Origin of the sequence: Leifsonia naganoensis (assembly GCF_013410615.1) — a bacterium.
GTDB classification, from domain to species: Bacteria; Actinomycetota; Actinomycetes; order Actinomycetales; family Microbacteriaceae; genus Leifsonia; species Leifsonia aquatica.
In genome coordinates this window covers 248957-266871 of record NZ_JACCHJ010000001.1, presented here as the reverse complement: position 1 = coordinate 266871, position 17915 = coordinate 248957, and the positions used below count along the sequence as shown (strand labels likewise).

Sequence of the window (17915 nt, the reverse complement as noted above, 5' to 3'; positions counted from 1 at the left end):
CTGTCCGTGCCCCTAGTGAACCACCGCGGCCGGACGCACGGCCAGGCCCGCGCGCGCGATCTCGAGGGCGGCGGCGTCCGCTCCGGCGCCTTCGAGCGCGAGCAGTGCGGCGCCGAGGATGGGCGCCGCCGTCACGAGCTCGATGCGGGCGAGCGGCGCGCGCTCGGCGAGCCGGCTCTCCACACCGTCCAGCAGACGAGCATCCCGCGACCCGACGATGCCGCCGCCGAGCACGACGGGGACGGGGCGCTCCAGCAGCGCCAGCCGCCGCAGGGTCGTCGCCGCGAACGCCACGATCTCCTCCGCCTGCCGGTCGACGAGCCCGACGGCGACCGCGTCGCCGTCCTGCGCGCACGCGAACACCGACGGGGCGATGCGCGCGAGGTCGGCGTTCGGCACACGCCCGAAGTGGATGGCCTCGATCACGGCCTGCACGTCGGGGAGCGCGAAGACGACGGGCACGGCTGCGGTCAGGAGGGTCGCCGGTCCGCGGCCGTCGACCGCTCGCGCGGCGTGCCACAGGGCCTGCTCGCCGAGGTGCCAGCCGCCTCCCCAGTCGCCGGAGGTCATCCCGAGCGACGGGTAGCGCACGACCTCGCCGTCGGCGCGCACGCCGACGCAGTTGATGCCGGTGCCGCAGACGACGGCGACCGCGTCGGGTTCGCTCGTGCCCGCGCGCAGGAGGGCGAAGAGATCGTTGTCGACCACCGCGTCCGCCCACGCGTACCCGGCGATGCCCGCGCGGAACGCAGCGACCTCGGCCGGGAGGTCGAGCCCGGAGAGATAGATGCCGGCGTTCGCGAGGGGGCGCGGCCCGGTCTGCTCCAGCAGTCGCTCGATCAGGTCGTCCACGAGGCGCGCGGAGGCGTCCATCCCGATCAGGTGCGGGCTGGAGGTCCCGGCGCGCGCCGTCGCCGCGATCGTCCCGTCGAGTTCGAGCGCCACCGCGTCCGTCTTGGAGCCGCCGCCGTCGACCGCGATCGCGATCGGGCGCGCCGCTCCTGTCACTTCGCCCATGCGAGGTGCTCCCGGTTGCCGGCGATCAGGAGGTCCGTGAGCTTCTCCGCGCGGTCGTACTGGCCGACCAGCGGATGCGCCAGCATCGCCCGGACGACCCGGTCCCGGCCACCGTGCACCGCGGCGTCGAGGGCGAGCCGCTCGTAACCGGCGACGTGCGACACGAGCCCGCGGATGTCGTCCGGAAGCGGCTCGATCGGCAGGGCGGAGAGCCCGGCGGCGCCCACGGTCGCGGGCACCTCGATCACGTGGTCGTCCGGCAGGAACGGCAGCGAGCCGTCGTTGCGCAGGTTGACGACCTGCACGTCGCCGCGGTCGCTGGTGAGCGAGGCGATCAGGTCGACGGCGGCCTCCGAGTAGAAGGCACCGCCGCGCTGCGACAGCTGCTCCGGCTTGGAGTCGACGGCGGGGTCCGCGTACAGCTCCAGTAGCTCGCGCTCGACCCGCTGCACGGCCTCGGCCCGGGTGGGCGCGTCGAGCTGCTCCCGCAAGACCTCGTCGTGGGCGTAGTAGTAGCGCAGGTAGTAGCTGGGCACGTTCCCGAGCAGGGAGATCAGGGAGGCGGGCAGCTCGATCTCCTCGGCGAGCTCGCCGAGGTGGGCGCCGAGGAGCGCCGGAAGCGCATCCCGCGCGCCGCCGCCGTCGGTGACCGTGACCGAGCGTTCCCACGTGAGGTGGTTGAGCCCCACGTGTCCGAGCTGCACCTGCGTGTGGTCCACGCCCAGGAGGTTCGCGAAGCGCCGCTGGAAGCCGATGGCGACGTTGCAGAGACCGACGGCGCGATGGCCCTCGTTCAGCAGTGCTCTGGTCACGATGCCGACCGGGTTCGTGAAGTCGACGATCCACGCGTCGGGCTTGGCGTGTCTCCGGATCACGTCGGCGACGCTCAGCACGACCGGCACCGTGCGCAGCGCCTTGGCGAAGCCGCCGGGACCGGTGGTCTCCTGCCCGATGCAGCCGCACTCGTGCGGGAACGTCTCGTCGCCGTGCCGCGCGGCCTGGCCGCCGACGCGGAGCTGGATGAGCACGGCATCGGCGTCGGCGACGCCCGCGACCAGGTCGGAGGTGGGGACGATGCGGCCCGTGTGCCCCGCCGCGCGGAACATCCGGTCGCTCATCCCGCCCACCAGGCGCAGGCGCTCCGGGTCGGTGTCGACCAGCCAGAGCTCCTCGATGGGCAGCACGTCGCGCATGCGCGCGAATCCGTCGATCAATTCGGGGGTGTAGGTGGATCCGCCACCCACGACTGCCAGTTTCACCGCGTTATCCCTTCACGCCGGTCAGAGTGATGCCCTCCACGAAGACGCGCTGGGCGAAGAAGAAGATGATCACGACGGGGATGGTCACGAGCATGGTCATCGCCATCGTCAGCCCCCAGTCCGTGCCGTGGACCCCGCGGAACGAGGCCAGGCCGTACGCCACGGGCCAGGAGGCCGGGTTCTCGGAGGTGTAGAGCAGCGGGCCGTAGTAGTCGTTCCACGACGCGAAGAACATGAAGATCGCGGTCGCCGCGATCCCCGGCTTCGCCATCGGCAGCACGACGCGCCAGAGCACGCCGAACTCGCCGTTGCCGTCGATGCGCGCCGCGTCGGCGTACTCGCTCGGGATCGTGAGGAAGAACTGCCGCAGCAGGAAGATCGAGAACGCGTCCCCGAGCAGGTTCGGCAGGATGAGCGGCCAGAGCGTGCCGGTGAGGCCGAGCTGCGACCACATCACGTAGACGGGGATGGCCGTCACCTGCGGCGGCAGCAGCATCGCCACGATGATCGCGGTGAACAGCACGCCCGATCCGCGGAACTTGATCTTGGCCAGGGCGTAGGCCGCCGGCACGCTGGAGACCAGCATGAAGAGCGTGGCGAGCACCGCGTACAGGGCCGAGTTGCCGAACCACTGCGCCAGCGGGACGGAGGTGAAGACCTTCGTGTAGTTGTCCCAGGCGAACGGCTGCGGCCAGAGCGACGCGGTCAGCGTCTGCTGGCTCGACATCAGCGACGTGAGCAGCACGAACACGACCGGCGCGAGGAAGAGCACGGCGAGCACGACCAGGACGGCGTGCTCGGCGATCCAGCCCAGCACGCGGCGCGTGCGCAGCGAGCGCGGGGTCGGGATGCCGCCCTTCGCGGGGGAGGGCCGCTTCGGCGCCGGGGGTGCCAGCGGAGGGGTGGAGGAGGTGGCGGTGGTCATTGCGCGCCTTCCGGTGTGAACGCCTTGAACCGGCGCAGGATCAGGATGAGCAGCACGGCCGCGACGACGAACAGCAGCACCGCGAGGGCCGACGCGTAGCCGAGCTGGTACGTGCCGAAGCCGCGCACGTAGAGCCACTGGGTGTAGGTGAGCAGGGAGCCGTCCGGGTAGCCGAGGTTGTTGCTGATGCCCTCGCCGACCACGGCTTTGCCCGAGGCGACGGAGGAGGCGACGGCCGCCTCCGTGAAGTACTGGATGGCCGCGATCACCCCCGTCACCGCGGCGAACATCAGCACGGGAGCGATGCTCGGCATGGTGATGAAGCGCACCTTCTGCGCGCCGTTCGCCCCGTCGAGCGAGGCCGCCTCGTACTGGTCCTTCGGCACGTCGAGCAGCGCGGCGAGGAAGATGATCATCACGTCGCCCATCACCCAGATGCCGAGCAGCACCAGCGAGGGCTTCGACCACGCCGGGTCGTTGAACCAGAGCGGCCCTTTGATCCCGAACCAGGCGAGCACCTGGTTGACCGGGCCCGTGCCCGGGTTGAAGAGGAACACGAAGGCCACGACGCTGGCGACCGGTGGCACGAGCGCCGGCACGTAGAACACGGTGCGCCAGAATCCCGACGCCCGCTTGGCCCGGGCGAGGAGGCCGGCGATCAGGAGGGCGAACACCGTCTTCACGGGCACCCAGATGACCACGAACCACAGCGTGTTCAGCGTCGCCTTCCACACGTTCGGGTCCTGCGTGAACAGGTACTCGTAGTTGCGCAGGCCGATCCACTGCGGGGCGGACACGAGGTCGTACCGGGTGAAGGAGTAGTAGACGGAGGCGATCAGCGGATACACGAAGAAGATCGCGAGGCCGAGGAGCGTCGGCGCCAGCAACGCCAGGGTGACCAGGTTGCGGCGCCGGCGGTAGCGGGAGGACCGCGCGGGGCGGGCGGCGACCCGCCCCGCGCGTTCGATGGTCGACGTCATCTCACGGACCGGTGGTCAGTGCGAGCGCGTCGTCGATCTGCTTGTCGACGTCCTTCAGGCCGGCCTGGAGGTCGCCGCCCTGGCTCTGGTACTTGTTCCAGAAGTCCTGGAACGAGTTCTGGTAGCCGGCGCCGAGCGGGCTGGCGGGCGTCGTCTGGACGTTCTTATCGGACGAGATGTCGAGGAACGTCTTGAACTGGTCCGAAACCTCCAGCTTGGGCGACGTGAGTGCGTCCTTCGTGGTCGGCACGTTCTTCAGGCCGTTGGCGAGCTTGACGACCGCGTCGGTGTCGGTGGTGAGGTACTTCAGCAGCGCCCACGCCAACTCCGGCTGCTTGGAGCCCTTGGAGATGCCGATGATGTTGCCCGTGATGTAGCCGCCGCCGTACAGGTCGGTGTGGTCGTCCGCGGTCGGGAACGGTGCCGTGCCGTACTTCAGGCCCTTCGCCTGATCGGCGATGAACGCGGTGCGGTACTCGCCGTCGAAGTTCATCGCGACCTGGCCGGTCTGGAAGGCGTTGTCGGCCGAGAACTCCTGGCCGAGGCCGGAGGTGAAGGCGTTGAGCTTGTCCCAGCCGATCTTGTCGACGTAGGCCTTCTGCCACTGGATCAGCTCGCTCCAGCCGGGGCTGGAGGAGATCGCGCTCGTGCCGTCGTCCTTCAGCCACTCGGCGCCCGCAGCGGGCCCGTAGTGCGCGGCCGAGTTCTCGTACCAGCCCATCGTGGGGTTGAAGCCGAGCGTCTTGATGGAGCCGTCGGCGTTGAAGGTGGTGAGCTTGTCGGCCATGGCCTCCAGCTCCGAGAGCGTCTTCGGCGGCGCGGTGTAGCCGGCGGCCTGCAGGAGGTCGGTGTTGTAGTAGAGGCCGTACACGTCGGCGAGCATCGGCATCGCGCAACGGGTGCCCTTGAACTCGGTGTACGACTTCACGGTGTCGGAGAACTGGCTCATGTCGACGCCGTCGCGCTCGATCACCTTGTTGAGGCTGCGGAACGCCCCGTTCGAGCAGAAGTTGCCCACGATGTCCGTGGAGTAGGAGAGGCCGACGTCGACCTTGCTGCCGGTGGCGATGGCCTTCTGCAGCTTCTCGTCATCCTGCCCGGAGTGCACCTCGACCTTCACCTTCGGGTTCTTCTTCTCGAAGTCGTCGACGACGGACTGGATGACGTCCGCCTCCCGGTCGGAGAAGAAGTGCCAGAACGAGACGGTGCCCGACAGCTCCTTCGGGGTGGTGTCGGAGAAGGCGGTGCCGCTGGAGCCGCCGGAGCAGCCGGCGAGGGTGAGTGCTGCGGCCGCGGCGATGCCGATCGCGGCGACGATGTGACGGTGTTTCACGGGTGGTTTCCTCACTGATTCCGGTCGTGATGCAGAGATGGACGGAGCGTGGTGCCGTGGTGCGGTGCCCTAGACGGTGATCCGGGACACTTCGGCGAAGAGCGCACCGCGCACTTCGCCGAGGAGGTGCTCCCGCGCCCCGCGGAGCACGGGGTGGGCGGGGACGCCGGTGGCGACGATGGTGGGGCAGCCCCACTTCTCGCGGAGCAGCGCGGTGACGCGCTCGGCGAGCAGGGCGCCGCCGGCGCGGCCGGTCGGGCCGCCGAGCACGATGCGCTCGGGGTCGAGGAGGGCCAGCACGGGGACGACGCCGACCGCGACGCGCGGGGCGAGCTCGGCGATCAGCGCGTCGAGGGCCGGGGAGTCGGGGGCGGACGAGTCGGACGCGGGGGAGTCGGATGCGCCCGCATCGCCGCTCGTCCCGAACCCGGTGACGCCGTGGGCGGCCGCGAGGCGCGCGACCGTGGGGCCGCCGACGAGGTCCTGGAGGTCGTGGGCGGCGGGGTCGAGCTCGGCCGCCTCGCGGGGGATCGGGAGGTAGCCGATCTCGCCCGCGCCGCCCGAGGCCCCGCGGTGCACGGCGCCGCCCTGGTCGACGGCGAGGCCGAGGCCGTCGCCCATCCAGAGCAGCGCGAAGCCTCCGGCGTCGTGACCGGCGCCGTCGGCGCGTTCGGCGATGGCGGCGAGGTTGGCGTCGTTGTCGATGTGCACGTCGTAGCCGAGGGCGTCCTGGAGGCGGCGGAGGATGCCCTGCTTGGGCCACTCCGGCAGCGTCTCGATGTAGGTCAGCTCGTCGGTGCGCGGGTCGAGCGCGCCCTGCACGCCGATGCAGACGGCGCGGACGCGCTCGGCGTCGACGTCGGCCGCCTCGCAGGCGGCGGCGACCGCGACGCGCACGTCGTCCTCCGGCGTGCGCGCGGCGAGCGGGGTCAGGGCGATCGGGTGCTCGCCGCCGGCGGCATCGACCACGGTCGAGCGGAGCGCCGTCGCATCGATGTCGATCGCGACGCCGAGCATCCGGTCCGTGCGCACGGCGTAGCTCGCCGCGTTCGGTCCGCGGCCTCCCGAGACCTCGCCGACGACGTGGATGAGGCCGGCGGTCTCGAGGCGCGACACCATCTGCGCCGCGGTCGGCTTCGACAGGCCCGAGAGCTCGCCGATCCGGCTGCGGGTGAGGACGCCGTGCTCGAGCAGCAGCGAGAGCGCCGTGCGGTCGTTCGTCTCGCGCAGCCATGCTGGCGTGCCGCGAACCGGTCTGTCGGCCATCCTCATCCCTCCGTCGGAACGATCATCTGACGGGAATGTATCAGGAAAGTTTCTTAATAGTAAAGCGTGTGTTTCGTCTCCCGTCCCCGCGGCTCCCTCCCGCACATTTGGCACAAATGTGGCGTTAGCCGACGCCATTCGCCACATTTGGCACAAATCGCGAGGGGTTCGGGATGCGGTGAACCGGGAGGTGGGGCGGTCTCGTGCCACTCGTGGAAGGGAAACACCATCATGAGAACGAGAATCGCCGCACTCGCCGCCGCTGCCGCGGTGGCCCTGATCGCCCTGGCCGGCTGCTCGGCCGGCACGGGAACCTCCACGTCGAGCTCCGGAGGCGGCTCGAGTTCCGCCTCCACCTCCGGTTCGGCCTCGGCCGCCGCGCTGAAGACAGGCGACACGTCCCTCGGAACCGTCGTCGTCGACGGCAAGGGGCTCACCGTCTACGTGTTCGACAAGGACACGCAGAACTCCGGGACGAGCTCGTGCTCGGGCGCCTGCGCCGCCCAGTGGCCCGCCGTCGAGACCGACTCCGCGAAGCCGGACGTCACCGGCGTCACCGGCACGGTCGGCACCATCACGGGCGTCGACGGCGGCAAGCAGGTCACCCTCGACGGCTGGCCGCTCTACACGTTCGCGGGCGACTCGTCGGCCGGCGACGTGACCGGGCAGGGCGTGGGCGGCATCTGGTGGGCCGTCATGCCCGACGGCACGAAGATCGCCGCCGCCGCGACCTCCACCTCGGGAGGGGCGAGCTCCGGCTACTCGAAATAAGGCGCGGCGCGGGTCATCCGAACGCGCGGGCGTGTTCGACCAGGCGGTCGAACGCCGCGTCGAGGTCGGGGTCGACCCGCTGCCGGGACGCGTCGGCGAGGAACCACTCGACGATCTCGCCGGCGCCACGGGCGAACGGCACCTTCTGCTGGAAGGACGGCACGAGCGCGCGCACCTTGCTGTTGTCGAACTGCATCGAGTGCGCCTTGTCGCCGAGGAGGCCGGGCCCGAGCTCCGGGACGACGGCCGCGATGGACTCGCTGGCGACGTGCACCAGCTCGGCCTCGACGCCCAGCGCCTCGGCGAGGTCGCAGTAGATGCGATCCCAGGTGGGAGCCTCGTCGCCGGTGATGTGGAAGGTGTCTCCGACCGCCTCCGGGCGGCCCAGGAGGCCGGTGAAGGCGACGGCGAAATCGGTGTTGTGCGTGATCGTCCACCGGCTGGTGCCGTCGCCGTGCACGACGACGGGGGCGCCGCGGCGCATCCGCTCGAGGTCGGTCCAGTGGCCGCTGGTCGGGATCATGGTGCGGTCGTAGGTGTGCGACGGGCGCACGATCGTGACCGGGAACCCGCGCTCGCGGTAGGCCTCGACGAGCAGGTCCTCGCACGCGATCTTGTCGCGCGAATACTGCCAGAACGGGTTGCGCAGCGGCGTGGACTCCGTCACCGGTGAGCGCGACGGCGGCTTCTGGTAGGCCGAGGCGGAGCTGATGAAGACGTACTGGCCGACGCGGCCCTCGAACAGGTCGAAGTCGGTGCGGACGTGCTCGGGCGTGAACGCGAGGAACTCGGCGGCCACGTCGAAGCTGCGCTCACCGAGCACGGCGTGCACGCTCTCCGGGTCGCGGACGTCGGCGTGCAGCACCTCGACACCCTCCGGCAGTGGACGCGTGCCGCTCGATCCCCGGTTGACCACGGTGACCTCGTGCCCTGCTTCCAGCGCCTCCGCCACGCACGCGGAGCTGATGACCCCCGTGCCGCCGACGAAGAGTGTCCGTGTCGCTGCCATGCCTGTCTCCTGCTCCCTCGCCGACCGACCGATTCCCCCGAAGCCCTCAGCGTAGCGCGGCCGGGGCGTACACTCCACGGCACCCCCGTCCCGAACCCGAAGGAGCTCCTCCCGCCGTGTCCGCCCTCCGAACCTGGCCAGGGCTCGCGGTCGCGTGCGTCGTCGCCGTCGTGCTCGCGATCGTCGTCACCGCCATCGTCGGCGCCGTCCTGCGGGCGCTCGCCCGCCGGCGCACCTGGCCCGAACTGCTCATCCGGAACGCGCGCGTGCCGTTCCGGCTGTTCCTGCTCGTCGTCGTCCTGTGGATCGCCGTCACGATCTCCCTCCCGCCGGAGGTCCCGGCCGGCTGGCAGCAGGGCATCCACCACACGATGCTGATCCTGGCCATCGTGACCGGCGTCTGGTTCGCCGCGGCGATGGTGGTCTTCGTGGAGGATCTGGGTCTCGCGCGCTACCGGCTCGACGTGCCGGACAACCGCTACGCGCGCAAGGTGCGGACGCAGGTCCTCATCCTTCGGCGCCTCACGGTCGTGGCGGCGGTCGTGATCGGCCTGGGGGCGGTGCTACTCACGTTCCCGGCGCTGCAGGCGGCCGGGGCGAGCCTCCTCGCGTCTGCGGGCGTCATCGGCATCATCGCCGGTGTCGCCGCGCAGTCCAGCCTGGCGAACCTGTTCGCGGGCATCCAGCTGGCCTTCAGCGACGCCATCCGGCTCGACGACGTCGTCGTGGTCGAGCAGCAGTGGGGCACGATCGAGGAGATCACCCTCACCTACGTCGTCGTGCACGTGTGGGACGACCGGCGCCTCGTGCTGCCGTCGACGTACTTCACCACCAAGCCGTTCGAGAACTGGACCCGCCAGCACAGCGAGCTGCTCGGCTCGGTCGAGTTCGACCTCGACTGGCGCGTCTCACCGGGCGGGATGCGCTCCGAGCTCAACCGCATCCTGGCCACCACCGAGCTGTGGGACGGTCGCACCGGCGTCCTGCAGGTGACCGACGCGGTCGCCGGCTGGGTGCGCGTGCGCGTCCTCGTCACCGCGAAGGACGCCCCGACCCTGTTCGACCTGCGGTGCCTCGTGCGCGAGCGCCTCATCGACTGGATGCAGCGGTACGCACCGGGGTCGCTCCCGCGGTCGCGCGTGGAGCTGGTGGAGCCTCCCGCCCCCTCCGTGCCGCCGGCGCGGGCCCAGGCGCAGACGAACGACGACGCCCGGCTCTTCGGCGGTTCGCCCGAGAAGGAGCAGCGCGGCGCGCAGTTCACCGAGGCGATCCCGGTGATCCTGCCGGACGCCGACGGTCAGGAGGAGCAGGCCCGGCCGTGAGGACGCGTGGGGGACGTCGTCCGTCACGGCCGGCGTCGCTCAGCCGAGGGATTCCGCGGCGGCGACGATCACCCCGGTCACGACATCCGGCGCTGCAAGCATGGAGACGTGTCCGGCAGGGGTCTCCACGATGGTGGAGCCGGCACGTTCGGCCATGCGACGCTGGGCCGCGGGCGGGATGATGCGGTCTTCGGTGCCGACGAGCGTCCAGCTCGGCAGCTGACGCCACGCGGGAGGCCCGGCGGGGCCGACGTTGGCGGCCAGCGCGATGGGGCGCTGCGTGGCGAACACGAGCTCGCGGACGTCGGGGTCGAGGTCCTGCGCGAACGATTCGTGCACGGTGCTCGCCTTCAGATACGCGTCCGCGTCTCCCTCGGGGGCTCCCGGATAGCCGACCACGTCGAGCACGGTCGTCGGATCGGGCACGTCGAGCGCGGACCCGGTGCCGCCGAGCAGCCCGACGACCGTCTCCCCGTCGTCGGGCAGGAACGCGTCGACGTACACGAGTGCGCGCACGTCCCCGCCGCCGAGCGCGGCACCGCTGATGACGGCTCCGCCGTAGGAGTGCCCGGCCAGCACGACTGGTCCGCTCGTGCGCTGGGCGATCGCGGACGCCACGTAGGCGGCGTCGCCGGCGACGCCGCGCAGGAGGTTGGGCACGGTGAGCACGGTGAAGTCGCGCTCGCGCAGTGCCGTGATGACGGGGTTCCAGCTGGAGGCGTCCGCCCATGCTCCATGGACGAGGACGATGGTGGGAAGCGGAGACACGTGGTTCCTTCCGTGGTGCCGTACCGGGACGAGGGGAGTGGGATCGTGCGGGAGAGGCGGTGGAACAGCCACAGAGTAGGGGACGCACCCGCCCGCGGCTAGGGCCGTCGCGTGAATGATCCACCCGACTATAATGGTCGGCATGCGACCGAAACTGTACTCCGGAATCCTCTGGCTCCTCGCCGGCGTGGTCTACCTGTCCGCGGAGGCGATCACCGCCTCCGCGTATCCGGGATACTCCTACGCGACGAACTACATCAGTGATCTCGGCGTCCCCGGCGTCGGCACCTTCCAGGGCCGCTTCATCGACTCGCCGTTGAACCCGGTCATGAACACGGCCTACGTTCTGCACGGCGTGCTCTTCGTCGCGGCCGCGCTCCTCGCCGCCCGCAGCGCCGACGTGGCCGCCGCATCGCCGCGCCTCCGCCGGTGGTTCGTGGGCGCCGCGATCGTGCACGGCGTCGGCATCGCGTTGGTGGGTGTGTTCCACGGCAGCCAGGCCAACGCCGACAACGGCCTCATCGTGCTCCACATCCTCGGGGCCGTCATGGCGATCGTCGGCGGGAACGCCGCCGCCATCCTCGCCGGCGCCGCGTTCCTGCGGTCGCACACGCACCGCGGGTTCGGGATGGTCAGTCTCGCACTGGGTATCATCGGCCTGGTGAGTCTCGTGATGCTCGAAGTCGACTCGTCCTCGGCCACCATCGATCTGCTCCCCGACGGAGTGTGGGAGCGGGGCTCGGTCTATTCGATCCTCGTGTGGGAGCTCGTCGCCGGAGCCGCCACGCTCATCGGCCTCCGCCGCTCCCGTCGCTCGGACCGCGAACCCGAGGCTGCCGAGGTGGCCGCGTGACTCCCTCGGTCCGCCCGGTGCGGCCGTCCAGCGAGGAGATCGACCGCGCGATCCTCGATGCGACCGCGGGCCTCCTCGCCCGCAAGGGCCTCCGCGACACCGCCGTGCAGGCCGTCGCCGACGCGACCGGCTACTCGAAGACCGGGCTGCTCGGCCGGTTCCCGTCCAAGGAGGTGCTGGTCGACGCCGCCCTTCGGCAATGCGTCGAGCAGACCAGGGCGGTGCACGGGGCCGTCGCCGACCTCCCCGACGGGCCCGATCGTGACGCCGCCGCGCTGCGCGGCCTCATCGATCTCGCGCTCCTTCGCCGCGGCTGGACGGAGCTCGCGCTCGCCTCCGTTCCGCCGTTCCGTGACGAGGCCCTCGAGGAGCAGCTCGCCCAGATCGGTGATCTGCTCTTCGACATGTTCCACATGGAGACCGACATCGAGCGTCGCGCGCGTGTCACGGGCGCGATCGGCGCGCTCGCGGTCCTCGCGTTGACCTACGACCAGGAGGCCACGGCCGCGCAGGCGCGCCCGCTCATCCTCGCGACCTGCTGGGGAGCGCTCGGGCACGAGCCGCTCTGACCTCCGCGACCGCTCACAGCGAAGACTCAGCATCAGCGGGACCAACCGGCGCCCTTCCGCTGTTCTTCTCAGTGCGGGCCGCAGCAAGCGGCAACGCAACGAGGAGGAATCGTGACACAGGAGAACGTGACACCGCGCTACACCAAGGACCCGGACGCGATCGGGCGCCTCACCAAGCGGCAGTACGCCGTGACCCAGGAGGCGGCGACCGAGCCCGCCTTCCGCAACGAGTTCTGGAACAACCACGAGGACGGCATCTATGTCGACGTCGTCTCGGGCGAGCCGCTGTTCTCGTCCACCGACAAGTACGACAGCGGATCGGGCTGGCCGAGCTTCACCCGGCCGATCGAGTCCGCCGAGATCGTCGAGAACACCGACCGCACGTTCGGCATGCGCCGCACCGAGGTGCGCTCCGGCCAGGCCGACAGCCACCTGGGCCACCTGTTCGACGACGGTCCCGTCGCCGACGGCGGCATGCGCTACTGCATCAACTCCGCCGCGCTCCGCTTCGTCCCGCTCGCCGAGCTGGAGCAGCAGGGCTACGGCGTCTACCGCCGGCTTTTCGAGAAGTAAGGAGAACGAACGAATGACGACCGAGAAGGCGATCCTCGCCGGAGGCTGTTTCTGGGGCATGCAGGATCTGATCCGCAAGCGCCCCGGCGTCACCGGCACCCGCGTCGGGTACACCGGCGGCGACGTGCCGAACGCCACCTACCGCAACCACGGCTCCCACGCCGAGGCCATCGAGATCGAGTACGACCCCGAGCGCACCTCGTACCGTGAGCTGCTGGAGTTCTTCTTCCAGATCCACGACCCGTCGACGAAGAACCGTCAGGGCAACGACGTGGGCACCAGCTACCGCTCGGCGATCTACTACACCGACGACGAGCAGCGCCGCGTTGCGGAGGACACCATCGTCGACGTCGACGCCTCCGGGCTCTGGCCCGCGAAGGTCGTCACCGAGGTGGAGGCCGCCGGCCCGTTCTGGGAGGCGGAGCCCGAGCACCAGGACTACCTGGAGCGCATCCCGTGGGGCTACACCTGCCACTTCGCGCGCCCGGGCTGGGTGCTCCCGAAGCGGTCGGAGTCGCTCGCGAGCTGATGATCGGATCACGAGGGGTGCGTCGCGAGACGCGCCCCTCGTTGCGTGCGTGCGCCCGTCAGGCGCGCTCGAGCAGGACCGCGACCTCCAGGTGGCCTGTCTGGGGGAACATGTCGAGCACCCGGCCGGTGCGGATGCGATACGACGGCATGCGGGCCAGATCGGTCGCGAGGCTCTTCGGGTTGCAGCTGGAGTAGACGACGTGCGGGATGTCGGAGCCCTCGAGCCAGTCGGCCAGCTCCGTGCCGATGCCGCGCCGTGGCGGGTTCACGATCACCAGCTCCGGGGCCGTCTTCGCCCGCAGCGCGAACGCGGTCGCGTCCTCGGCGCGGAACGCGAGCTGGGGGAGCCCAGCAGCAGCGGCGGTGGAGCGCGCGCTCTTCACCGCCTCCCGACTCGTCTCGACGCCGACGACCCGCCGCTCCGGCGCCGCGCAGTGGAGGGCGAAGCCGCCCACGCCGCAGTACAGATCCCAGACGCTCGCGGGCGACACCTCGTCGACCCAGCCGCTCACCTGGCCGTAGAGCTCCTCGGCGACGGCCGTGTTGGTCTGGAAGAAGCTCTGCGGGCGCAGCCGCAGCCCCACCCCGCCGACCCGCATCACCAGGGACGCGTCCGGCGTCAGCACGATCTCCCGGTCGCCCTCGACGACCGCCTTGTGCTCGGACTGGATGTTGGCCGACACCACACGCGTGTTCGGCAGCTCCGCGAGCAGCGAGGGCAGCTCGCGCCGGATGCGCGCGACCGCCGACTCGTCCCGCAGCACGAACCGGATCATCAGCTCGTCGTCGGGGGAGAGCGTGACGAGCACGTACTTCAGCTCCCCGCGCCGCTCCGGCACGCTGTAGGGGACCAGCCGCGCGCGGGTGATGAACCGGGCGAGCACCGGAAGTGCGGCGCGCACGCCCGGAGCGCAGATCCCGCACTCCTGCAGGTCCACCCCGCGTCCGCGTTCGTCCAGGATGCCGATGGTCGGCTGCTCCAGGGTGCCCCCGACGACCATCTTCGCCTTGTTGCGGTATCCGGACTCCGCGCTCGCGACCGGCGGGAGCCACGCGGCGTCCCCGTAGGGCGCCAGCAGCGCACGGGCCGACCGGTCCTTCTCCGCCAGCTGCTCGGCGTACGGCACACCCATCAGCGTGCACGACCGGCACACGCCGGCATCGAAGTACGAGCAGTCCATGACCGGTCAATGGTACGCGGTCCCGGACACGACGAAGGCCCCTCTCCCGCAGGAGAAGGGCCTTCGTTCGATGTTGCGGTGCCCCCAGTAGGATTTGAACCTACGGCCTTCTGCTCCGGAGGCAGACGCTCTATCCCCTGAGCTATGGGGGCCAGGAGTGCCCGTCCAGGCTAGCATCACTTTTCCGCGGTGCTCGCACGGAGCAGGGCTCCGCTGGGTCAGCTGGCGGGCAGGTTCCCCAGCACGTTCTCCATGAGGGGCGCGGCGTCGCCGGGCTCGAAGAAGGCCGTGGATTCGGCGACGATCCAGTAGCCGCCGCGGAAGATCTGCACCTGGCCGGACTCGCCGGTCTTGAAGTAGCCCTCGATCGGCGGTGCGCCGTAGGTCGGGACGGGCTGCGCGTCGGTGATCGCGGCGTTCTTGAGCCCGTCGATCTGGCTCGCCGGAGGCTGGGCGACGGCGATCTGGATCACGTCGCCGCTGGTCTGATTGAGCCAGGCGCAGGTGAGGCCCTGCCAGTCGGCGATCTTCGCCTCGAGGCTGCCGTCCTCGGGCTTGTAATCAGGGTTGGGGCCGAAGTTGGGGTTGTAGGCGTAGAGCTGGTCGGCGGTGATGAGCTGGTCGCAGGTGAGCGTGACCGGCGTGGCGGGCTCGGTCGGGGTCGGCGTCGGCGTGACCGTCGGCTTCGTCGTCGTCGCTCCGCCGCCGGCGGTCCCCGTGGGGGAGGAGGACGGGGAGGTCGCGGTGGGGGCGCATCCGGCGAGCGCGAGCGCTCCGGTGAGGGCGGCGGCGACGGTGACGGTGCGGAGAGCGGATCGGGCGATGAATGGCATGGTGGCGCTCGGTCTTCCGTGTCGGCGTGTACGTCCCGTCGAGACTACCAAGCGGTGGTGCGGCGCCTCCTGCCGGTCCGGGACGGGCGACCGCTTCGTTAGGCAATCGATGCGTTCCCGCGCCCGGTAGAATCGGTCCTCATGACTCCCGCAGACCTCTCCGCCGCCCTGCTCGACATCGTGACCGCGGTCGTCGACCGGCGCCGAGCGGGGGGAGCCGACCTCGGCGAGCTGACGATCACCCTCGACGATGTGCCGCTCGAACGGCCGAAGAACCGCGAGCACGGCGACTGGTCGTCGAACGTCGCCATGCGCCTGGCCAAGAAGGTTGGAGCGAACCCGCGCGAGCTCGCGACCGAGATCGCCGAGGCCGCGGCGTCCATCGACGGTGTCGCCTCGGCCGAGATCGCCGGACCCGGCTTCATCAACTTCCGCCTCGACGCCGCCGCGGCAGGGCAGCTGGCGCAGACGATCCTGGAGGCCGGCGAGGCCTACGGCCGCAGCGACGTGTACCACGGCCTGCTGGTGAACCTGGAGTTCGTCTCCGCCAACCCGACCGGCCCCATCCACATGGGCGGCGCGCGCTGGGCGGCGGTCGGCGACAGCCTGGCCCGCATCCTGCAGGCCGCCGGCGCCGACGTCACGCGCGAGTACTACTTCAACGACCACGGCTCGCAGATCGACCGCTTCGCGCGGAGCCTGCTCGCGGCATACCTGGGGGAGCCCACGCCGGAGGACGGCTACGGCGGCGCCTACATCGGCGAGATCGCCGCGACGGTGGCCGACGGCTTCGACGGCGACCTCGCTTCCCTTCCGCGCGACGAGCAGCAGGAGGTCTTCCGCTCGCGCGGGACGGCCCTCATGTTCGAGGAGATCAAGAACCGCCTGCACTCGTTCGGGGTCGACTTCGACGTCTTCTTCCACGAGGACTCGCTGCACGAGTCGGGCGCCGTCGAGCGCGCCATCCAGCGCCTCCGCGAACAGGGCCACATCTTCGAGGCGGACGGCGCCATCTGGCTGCGCACGACGACCTTCGGCGACGACCGCGACCGCGTCATCATCCGCTCCAACGGCGAGCCCGCCTACATCTCCGGCGACCTCGGCTACTACCTCGACAAGCGCGAGCGCGGCTTCGAGCAGAACATCATCATGCTCGGCGCCGACCACCACGGCTACATCGGCCGCATGATGGCGATGACGGCGGCCTTCGGCGACGTGCCGAACGTCAACCTCCAGATCCTCATCGGCCAGATGGTGAACCTCGTCAAGGACGGCGAGCCGATGAAGATGTCCAAGCGTGCCGGCACGATCGTCACCCTCGACGACCTCGTCGACGCGGTCGGCGTCGATGCCGCCCGCTACTCGCTGGTGCGCTCGTCCACCGACTCGCAGCTCGACATCGACCTCGACCTGCTCAGCAAGCGCAGCAACGAGAACCCCGTCTACTACGTGCAGTACGCACACGCGCGCACCTGCTCCGTCGCGGCCAACGCCGCGAAGGCAGGCGTGGACCGCAGCGTGTTCCGCCCGGAGCTGCTCACGCACGAGAGCGAGAGCGCGCTGCTCGGCGCGCTGCAGGAGTTCCCGCGCGTCGTCGCGCAGGCCGCCGAACTGCGCGAGCCGCACCGCGTCGCCCGCTACATCGAGGAGGTCGCCGGGCTGTACCACGCGTGGTACGCGGTCCGCGACGGCTCCACCCGCGTCATCCCGTTCGGCGAGGAGCCGGTCACCGACGCCCACCGCACCCGCCTCTGGCTGAACGACGCCACCGGCCAGGTCATCCGCAACGGCCTCGGCCTCGTGGGGGTGTCCGCTCCCGAGCGGATGTGACCCGATGAGCGAGCAGCCCACCGCGATCCTCCCCGAGCCGGCGGCGACGCCCGGCCAGACGTCCGCGCGCACCCGTCGGCCCCGGTGGGTGCGGGTGCTCCTGTGGATACTGATCCCGCTCGTCGTGCTGGCCGTCCTGCTCGTCGTGGCCGACGTCGTGGCGCGCGCGTACGCCGAGCAGCGCGTCTCATCCGAGATCGAGAAGAGCCTGCCTCCGGAGATCTCCGGCGACGTCCAGGTGCACATCGGCGGGGTGTCGGTGCTGCAGCAGTACCTCGCGGGCACATTCCAGCGGGTCGAGCTGGATGCGCCGAAGCTGACCGCGAAGGGCGCGCCGCTCAGCGCCTCCATCGTCGCCACGGGCGTGCCCACCGATTTCAGCAAGCCCATCTCGACGGCGACGGGGACGCTCAGCATCTCGCAGGCGTCGCTCAACAAGCTGGTCACCATCCCCGGTGCGACCGGCGACATCACCCTCGGCGACGGCGTCCTCGGGTACAAGGGGAGCATCGACCTGCTCGGTCTCCCCGTCGGCTACGCGGTCACGGCCACGCCCAAGGCGGACGGCGACACCGTGCTCCTCCAGCCGGACAAGGCCTCGCTCGACACGGGCTCCGGCGCCGACGTCAACCTCACCCGGCTGCTGCAGGCCCTCACCGACCGAGGCCCGTTCCCGGTCTGCGCGGCTCAATACCTCCCGGACGGCGTGGAGGTCTCCGACATCGCGATCACTCCGGGCCACGCCACCGTCACGCTGACGGCGCACGATTTCGTGATGGACGAGAAGTTCCTCGGCAGCAAGGGGAGCTGCACGTAACACTGTCCGGGGGCTCCCGGCGGCATCGGTAGACTTCTCGTACTTCTCCACCGGCTTCAGGGGCCAATCCGGGTCCGC

General features: G+C 70.7%; 18 protein-coding genes and 1 tRNA gene. 8 read left to right on the top strand and 11 right to left on the bottom strand.

The window, feature by feature from the left end; all coding sequences use genetic code 11:
* Positions 1-12 precede the first annotated feature (12 nt).
* The 6 genes from HNR14_RS01305 to HNR14_RS01280 all read right to left on the bottom strand — a co-directional run bounded on the left by HNR14_RS01305 (position 13) and on the right by HNR14_RS01280 (position 6780).
* Positions 13-1017, bottom strand: coding sequence for an N-acetylglucosamine kinase (locus tag HNR14_RS01305; protein ID WP_179699461.1), 1005 nt, complete (start codon positions 1015-1017; stop codon positions 13-15).
* Positions 1005-2276 carry a family 4 glycosyl hydrolase gene (locus HNR14_RS01300; RefSeq protein WP_179699460.1) on the bottom strand — a complete coding sequence of 424 codons (1272 nt, stop codon included), beginning with the start codon at positions 2274-2276 and terminating at the stop codon, positions 1005-1007. The genes HNR14_RS01305 and HNR14_RS01300 overlap by 13 nt, the downstream gene beginning before the upstream one ends.
* Before the next feature lie 4 nt (positions 2277-2280).
* Positions 2281-3201: a carbohydrate ABC transporter permease gene (locus tag HNR14_RS01295; RefSeq protein WP_179699459.1), complete on the bottom strand. Its 921-nt coding sequence runs from the start codon at positions 3199-3201 to the stop codon at positions 2281-2283.
* Positions 3198-4181, bottom strand: a complete 984-nt coding sequence (locus HNR14_RS01290) for a carbohydrate ABC transporter permease (RefSeq protein WP_179699458.1) — start codon at positions 4179-4181, stop codon at positions 3198-3200. Before HNR14_RS01290 ends, HNR14_RS01295 begins: the two co-directional genes overlap by 4 nt.
* 1 nt (position 4182) lies before the next feature.
* On the bottom strand, positions 4183-5514 hold the full coding sequence (locus HNR14_RS01285; protein ID WP_179699457.1) for an extracellular solute-binding protein: 1332 nt from the start codon (positions 5512-5514) through the stop codon (positions 4183-4185).
* Positions 5515-5583: 69 nt separating this feature from the next.
* The gene (locus tag HNR14_RS01280) at positions 5584-6780 is read right to left on the bottom strand and encodes an ROK family transcriptional regulator (protein ID WP_179699456.1); all 1197 of its coding nucleotides are present in this window, start codon (positions 6778-6780) and stop codon (positions 5584-5586) included.
* Positions 6781-7011: 231 nt separating this feature from the next.
* Between HNR14_RS01280 and HNR14_RS01275 the strand changes: the two genes are divergently transcribed.
* The gene (locus HNR14_RS01275) at positions 7012-7551 is read left to right on the top strand and encodes a COG4315 family predicted lipoprotein (protein ID WP_179699455.1); all 540 of its coding nucleotides are present in this window, start codon (positions 7012-7014) and stop codon (positions 7549-7551) included.
* 13 nt (positions 7552-7564) lie between these two features.
* Here the strand turns inward: HNR14_RS01275 and HNR14_RS01270 are convergent, their stop codons facing one another.
* Positions 7565-8560, bottom strand: coding sequence for an SDR family oxidoreductase (locus tag HNR14_RS01270; protein ID WP_179699454.1), 996 nt, complete (start codon positions 8558-8560; stop codon positions 7565-7567).
* Between the two features lie 116 nt (positions 8561-8676).
* Here HNR14_RS01270 and HNR14_RS01265 point away from each other — a divergent pair, with 116 nt between their 5' ends.
* Positions 8677-9882 carry a mechanosensitive ion channel domain-containing protein gene (locus HNR14_RS01265; RefSeq protein ID WP_179699453.1) on the top strand — a complete coding sequence of 402 codons (1206 nt, stop codon included), beginning with the start codon at positions 8677-8679 and terminating at the stop codon, positions 9880-9882.
* 39 nt (positions 9883-9921) lie between these two features.
* Here the strand turns inward: HNR14_RS01265 and HNR14_RS01260 are convergent, their stop codons facing one another.
* Complete coding sequence (locus HNR14_RS01260; RefSeq protein ID WP_343064384.1) at positions 9922-10650, bottom strand: alpha/beta fold hydrolase; 729 nt, start codon at positions 10648-10650, stop codon at positions 9922-9924.
* Between the two features lie 142 nt (positions 10651-10792).
* Between HNR14_RS01260 and HNR14_RS01255 the strand changes: the two genes are divergently transcribed.
* From HNR14_RS01255 to msrA, 4 genes are all read left to right on the top strand, one after another.
* Positions 10793-11503 (top strand): DUF998 domain-containing protein, encoded by a 711-nt coding sequence (locus tag HNR14_RS01255; protein WP_246311502.1) that lies wholly within the window; start codon positions 10793-10795, stop codon positions 11501-11503.
* Positions 11500-12072 (top strand): TetR family transcriptional regulator, encoded by a 573-nt coding sequence (locus HNR14_RS01250; protein WP_179699450.1) that lies wholly within the window; start codon positions 11500-11502, stop codon positions 12070-12072. Before HNR14_RS01255 ends, HNR14_RS01250 begins: the two co-directional genes overlap by 4 nt.
* A 126-nt stretch (positions 12073-12198) precedes the next feature.
* Positions 12199-12645 (top strand): peptide-methionine (R)-S-oxide reductase MsrB, encoded by a 447-nt coding sequence (msrB, locus tag HNR14_RS01245; protein ID WP_179702488.1) that lies wholly within the window; start codon positions 12199-12201, stop codon positions 12643-12645.
* 13 nt (positions 12646-12658) lie between these two features.
* Positions 12659-13174, top strand: coding sequence for a peptide-methionine (S)-S-oxide reductase MsrA (gene msrA / locus HNR14_RS01240; RefSeq protein WP_179699449.1), 516 nt, complete (start codon positions 12659-12661; stop codon positions 13172-13174).
* Between the two features lie 58 nt (positions 13175-13232).
* Here the strand turns inward: msrA and rlmC are convergent, their stop codons facing one another.
* The 3 genes from rlmC to HNR14_RS01225 all read right to left on the bottom strand — a co-directional run bounded on the left by rlmC (position 13233) and on the right by HNR14_RS01225 (position 15190).
* On the bottom strand, positions 13233-14357 hold the full coding sequence (gene rlmC, locus HNR14_RS01235; protein WP_179699448.1) for a 23S rRNA (uracil(747)-C(5))-methyltransferase RlmC: 1125 nt from the start codon (positions 14355-14357) through the stop codon (positions 13233-13235).
* A 79-nt stretch (positions 14358-14436) separates the two neighbouring features.
* Positions 14437-14509: transfer RNA gene (locus tag HNR14_RS01230), tRNA-Arg, on the bottom strand.
* A gap of 66 nt (positions 14510-14575) precedes the next feature.
* Complete coding sequence (locus HNR14_RS01225; RefSeq protein WP_179699447.1) at positions 14576-15190, bottom strand: iron ABC transporter ATP-binding protein; 615 nt, start codon at positions 15188-15190, stop codon at positions 14576-14578.
* Between the two features lie 141 nt (positions 15191-15331).
* On the opposite strand from HNR14_RS01225, the gene argS reads away from it, so the two are divergent.
* Positions 15332-17020, top strand: a complete 1689-nt coding sequence (gene argS, locus HNR14_RS01220; RefSeq protein ID WP_179699446.1) for an arginine--tRNA ligase — start codon at positions 15332-15334, stop codon at positions 17018-17020.
* A gap of 4 nt (positions 17021-17024) precedes the next feature.
* Positions 17025-17837, top strand: coding sequence for an LmeA family phospholipid-binding protein (locus HNR14_RS01215; protein WP_021763364.1), 813 nt, complete (start codon positions 17025-17027; stop codon positions 17835-17837).
* Positions 17838-17915: the final 78 nt, after the last annotated feature.

What these genes read in the sequence shown, in the direction of transcription:
- msrA (WP_179699449.1), top strand. Translation starts at nt 12,659, where the DNA reads ATGACGACCGAGAAGGCGATCCTCGCCGGAGGCTGTTTCTGGGGCATG.
- argS (WP_179699446.1), top strand. Translation starts at nt 15,332, where the DNA reads ATGACTCCCGCAGACCTCTCCGCCGCCCTGCTCGACATCGTGACCGCG.
- HNR14_RS01290 (WP_179699458.1), bottom strand. Translation starts at nt 4,181, where the DNA reads ATGACGTCGACCATCGAACGCGCGGGGCGGGTCGCCGCCCGCCCCGCG.
- rlmC (WP_179699448.1), bottom strand. Translation starts at nt 14,357, where the DNA reads ATGGACTGCTCGTACTTCGATGCCGGCGTGTGCCGGTCGTGCACGCTG.
- HNR14_RS01275 (WP_179699455.1), top strand. Translation starts at nt 7,012, where the DNA reads ATGAGAACGAGAATCGCCGCACTCGCCGCCGCTGCCGCGGTGGCCCTG.
- HNR14_RS01225 (WP_179699447.1), bottom strand. Translation starts at nt 15,190, where the DNA reads ATGCCATTCATCGCCCGATCCGCTCTCCGCACCGTCACCGTCGCCGCC.
- HNR14_RS01270 (WP_179699454.1), bottom strand. Translation starts at nt 8,560, where the DNA reads ATGGCAGCGACACGGACACTCTTCGTCGGCGGCACGGGGGTCATCAGC.
- HNR14_RS01295 (WP_179699459.1), bottom strand. Translation starts at nt 3,201, where the DNA reads ATGACCACCGCCACCTCCTCCACCCCTCCGCTGGCACCCCCGGCGCCG.
- HNR14_RS01305 (WP_179699461.1), bottom strand. Translation starts at nt 1,017, where the DNA reads ATGGGCGAAGTGACAGGAGCGGCGCGCCCGATCGCGATCGCGGTCGAC.
- HNR14_RS01255 (WP_246311502.1), top strand. Translation starts at nt 10,793, where the DNA reads ATGCGACCGAAACTGTACTCCGGAATCCTCTGGCTCCTCGCCGGCGTG.
- HNR14_RS01215 (WP_021763364.1), top strand. Translation starts at nt 17,025, where the DNA reads ATGAGCGAGCAGCCCACCGCGATCCTCCCCGAGCCGGCGGCGACGCCC.
- HNR14_RS01280 (WP_179699456.1), bottom strand. Translation starts at nt 6,780, where the DNA reads ATGGCCGACAGACCGGTTCGCGGCACGCCAGCATGGCTGCGCGAGACG.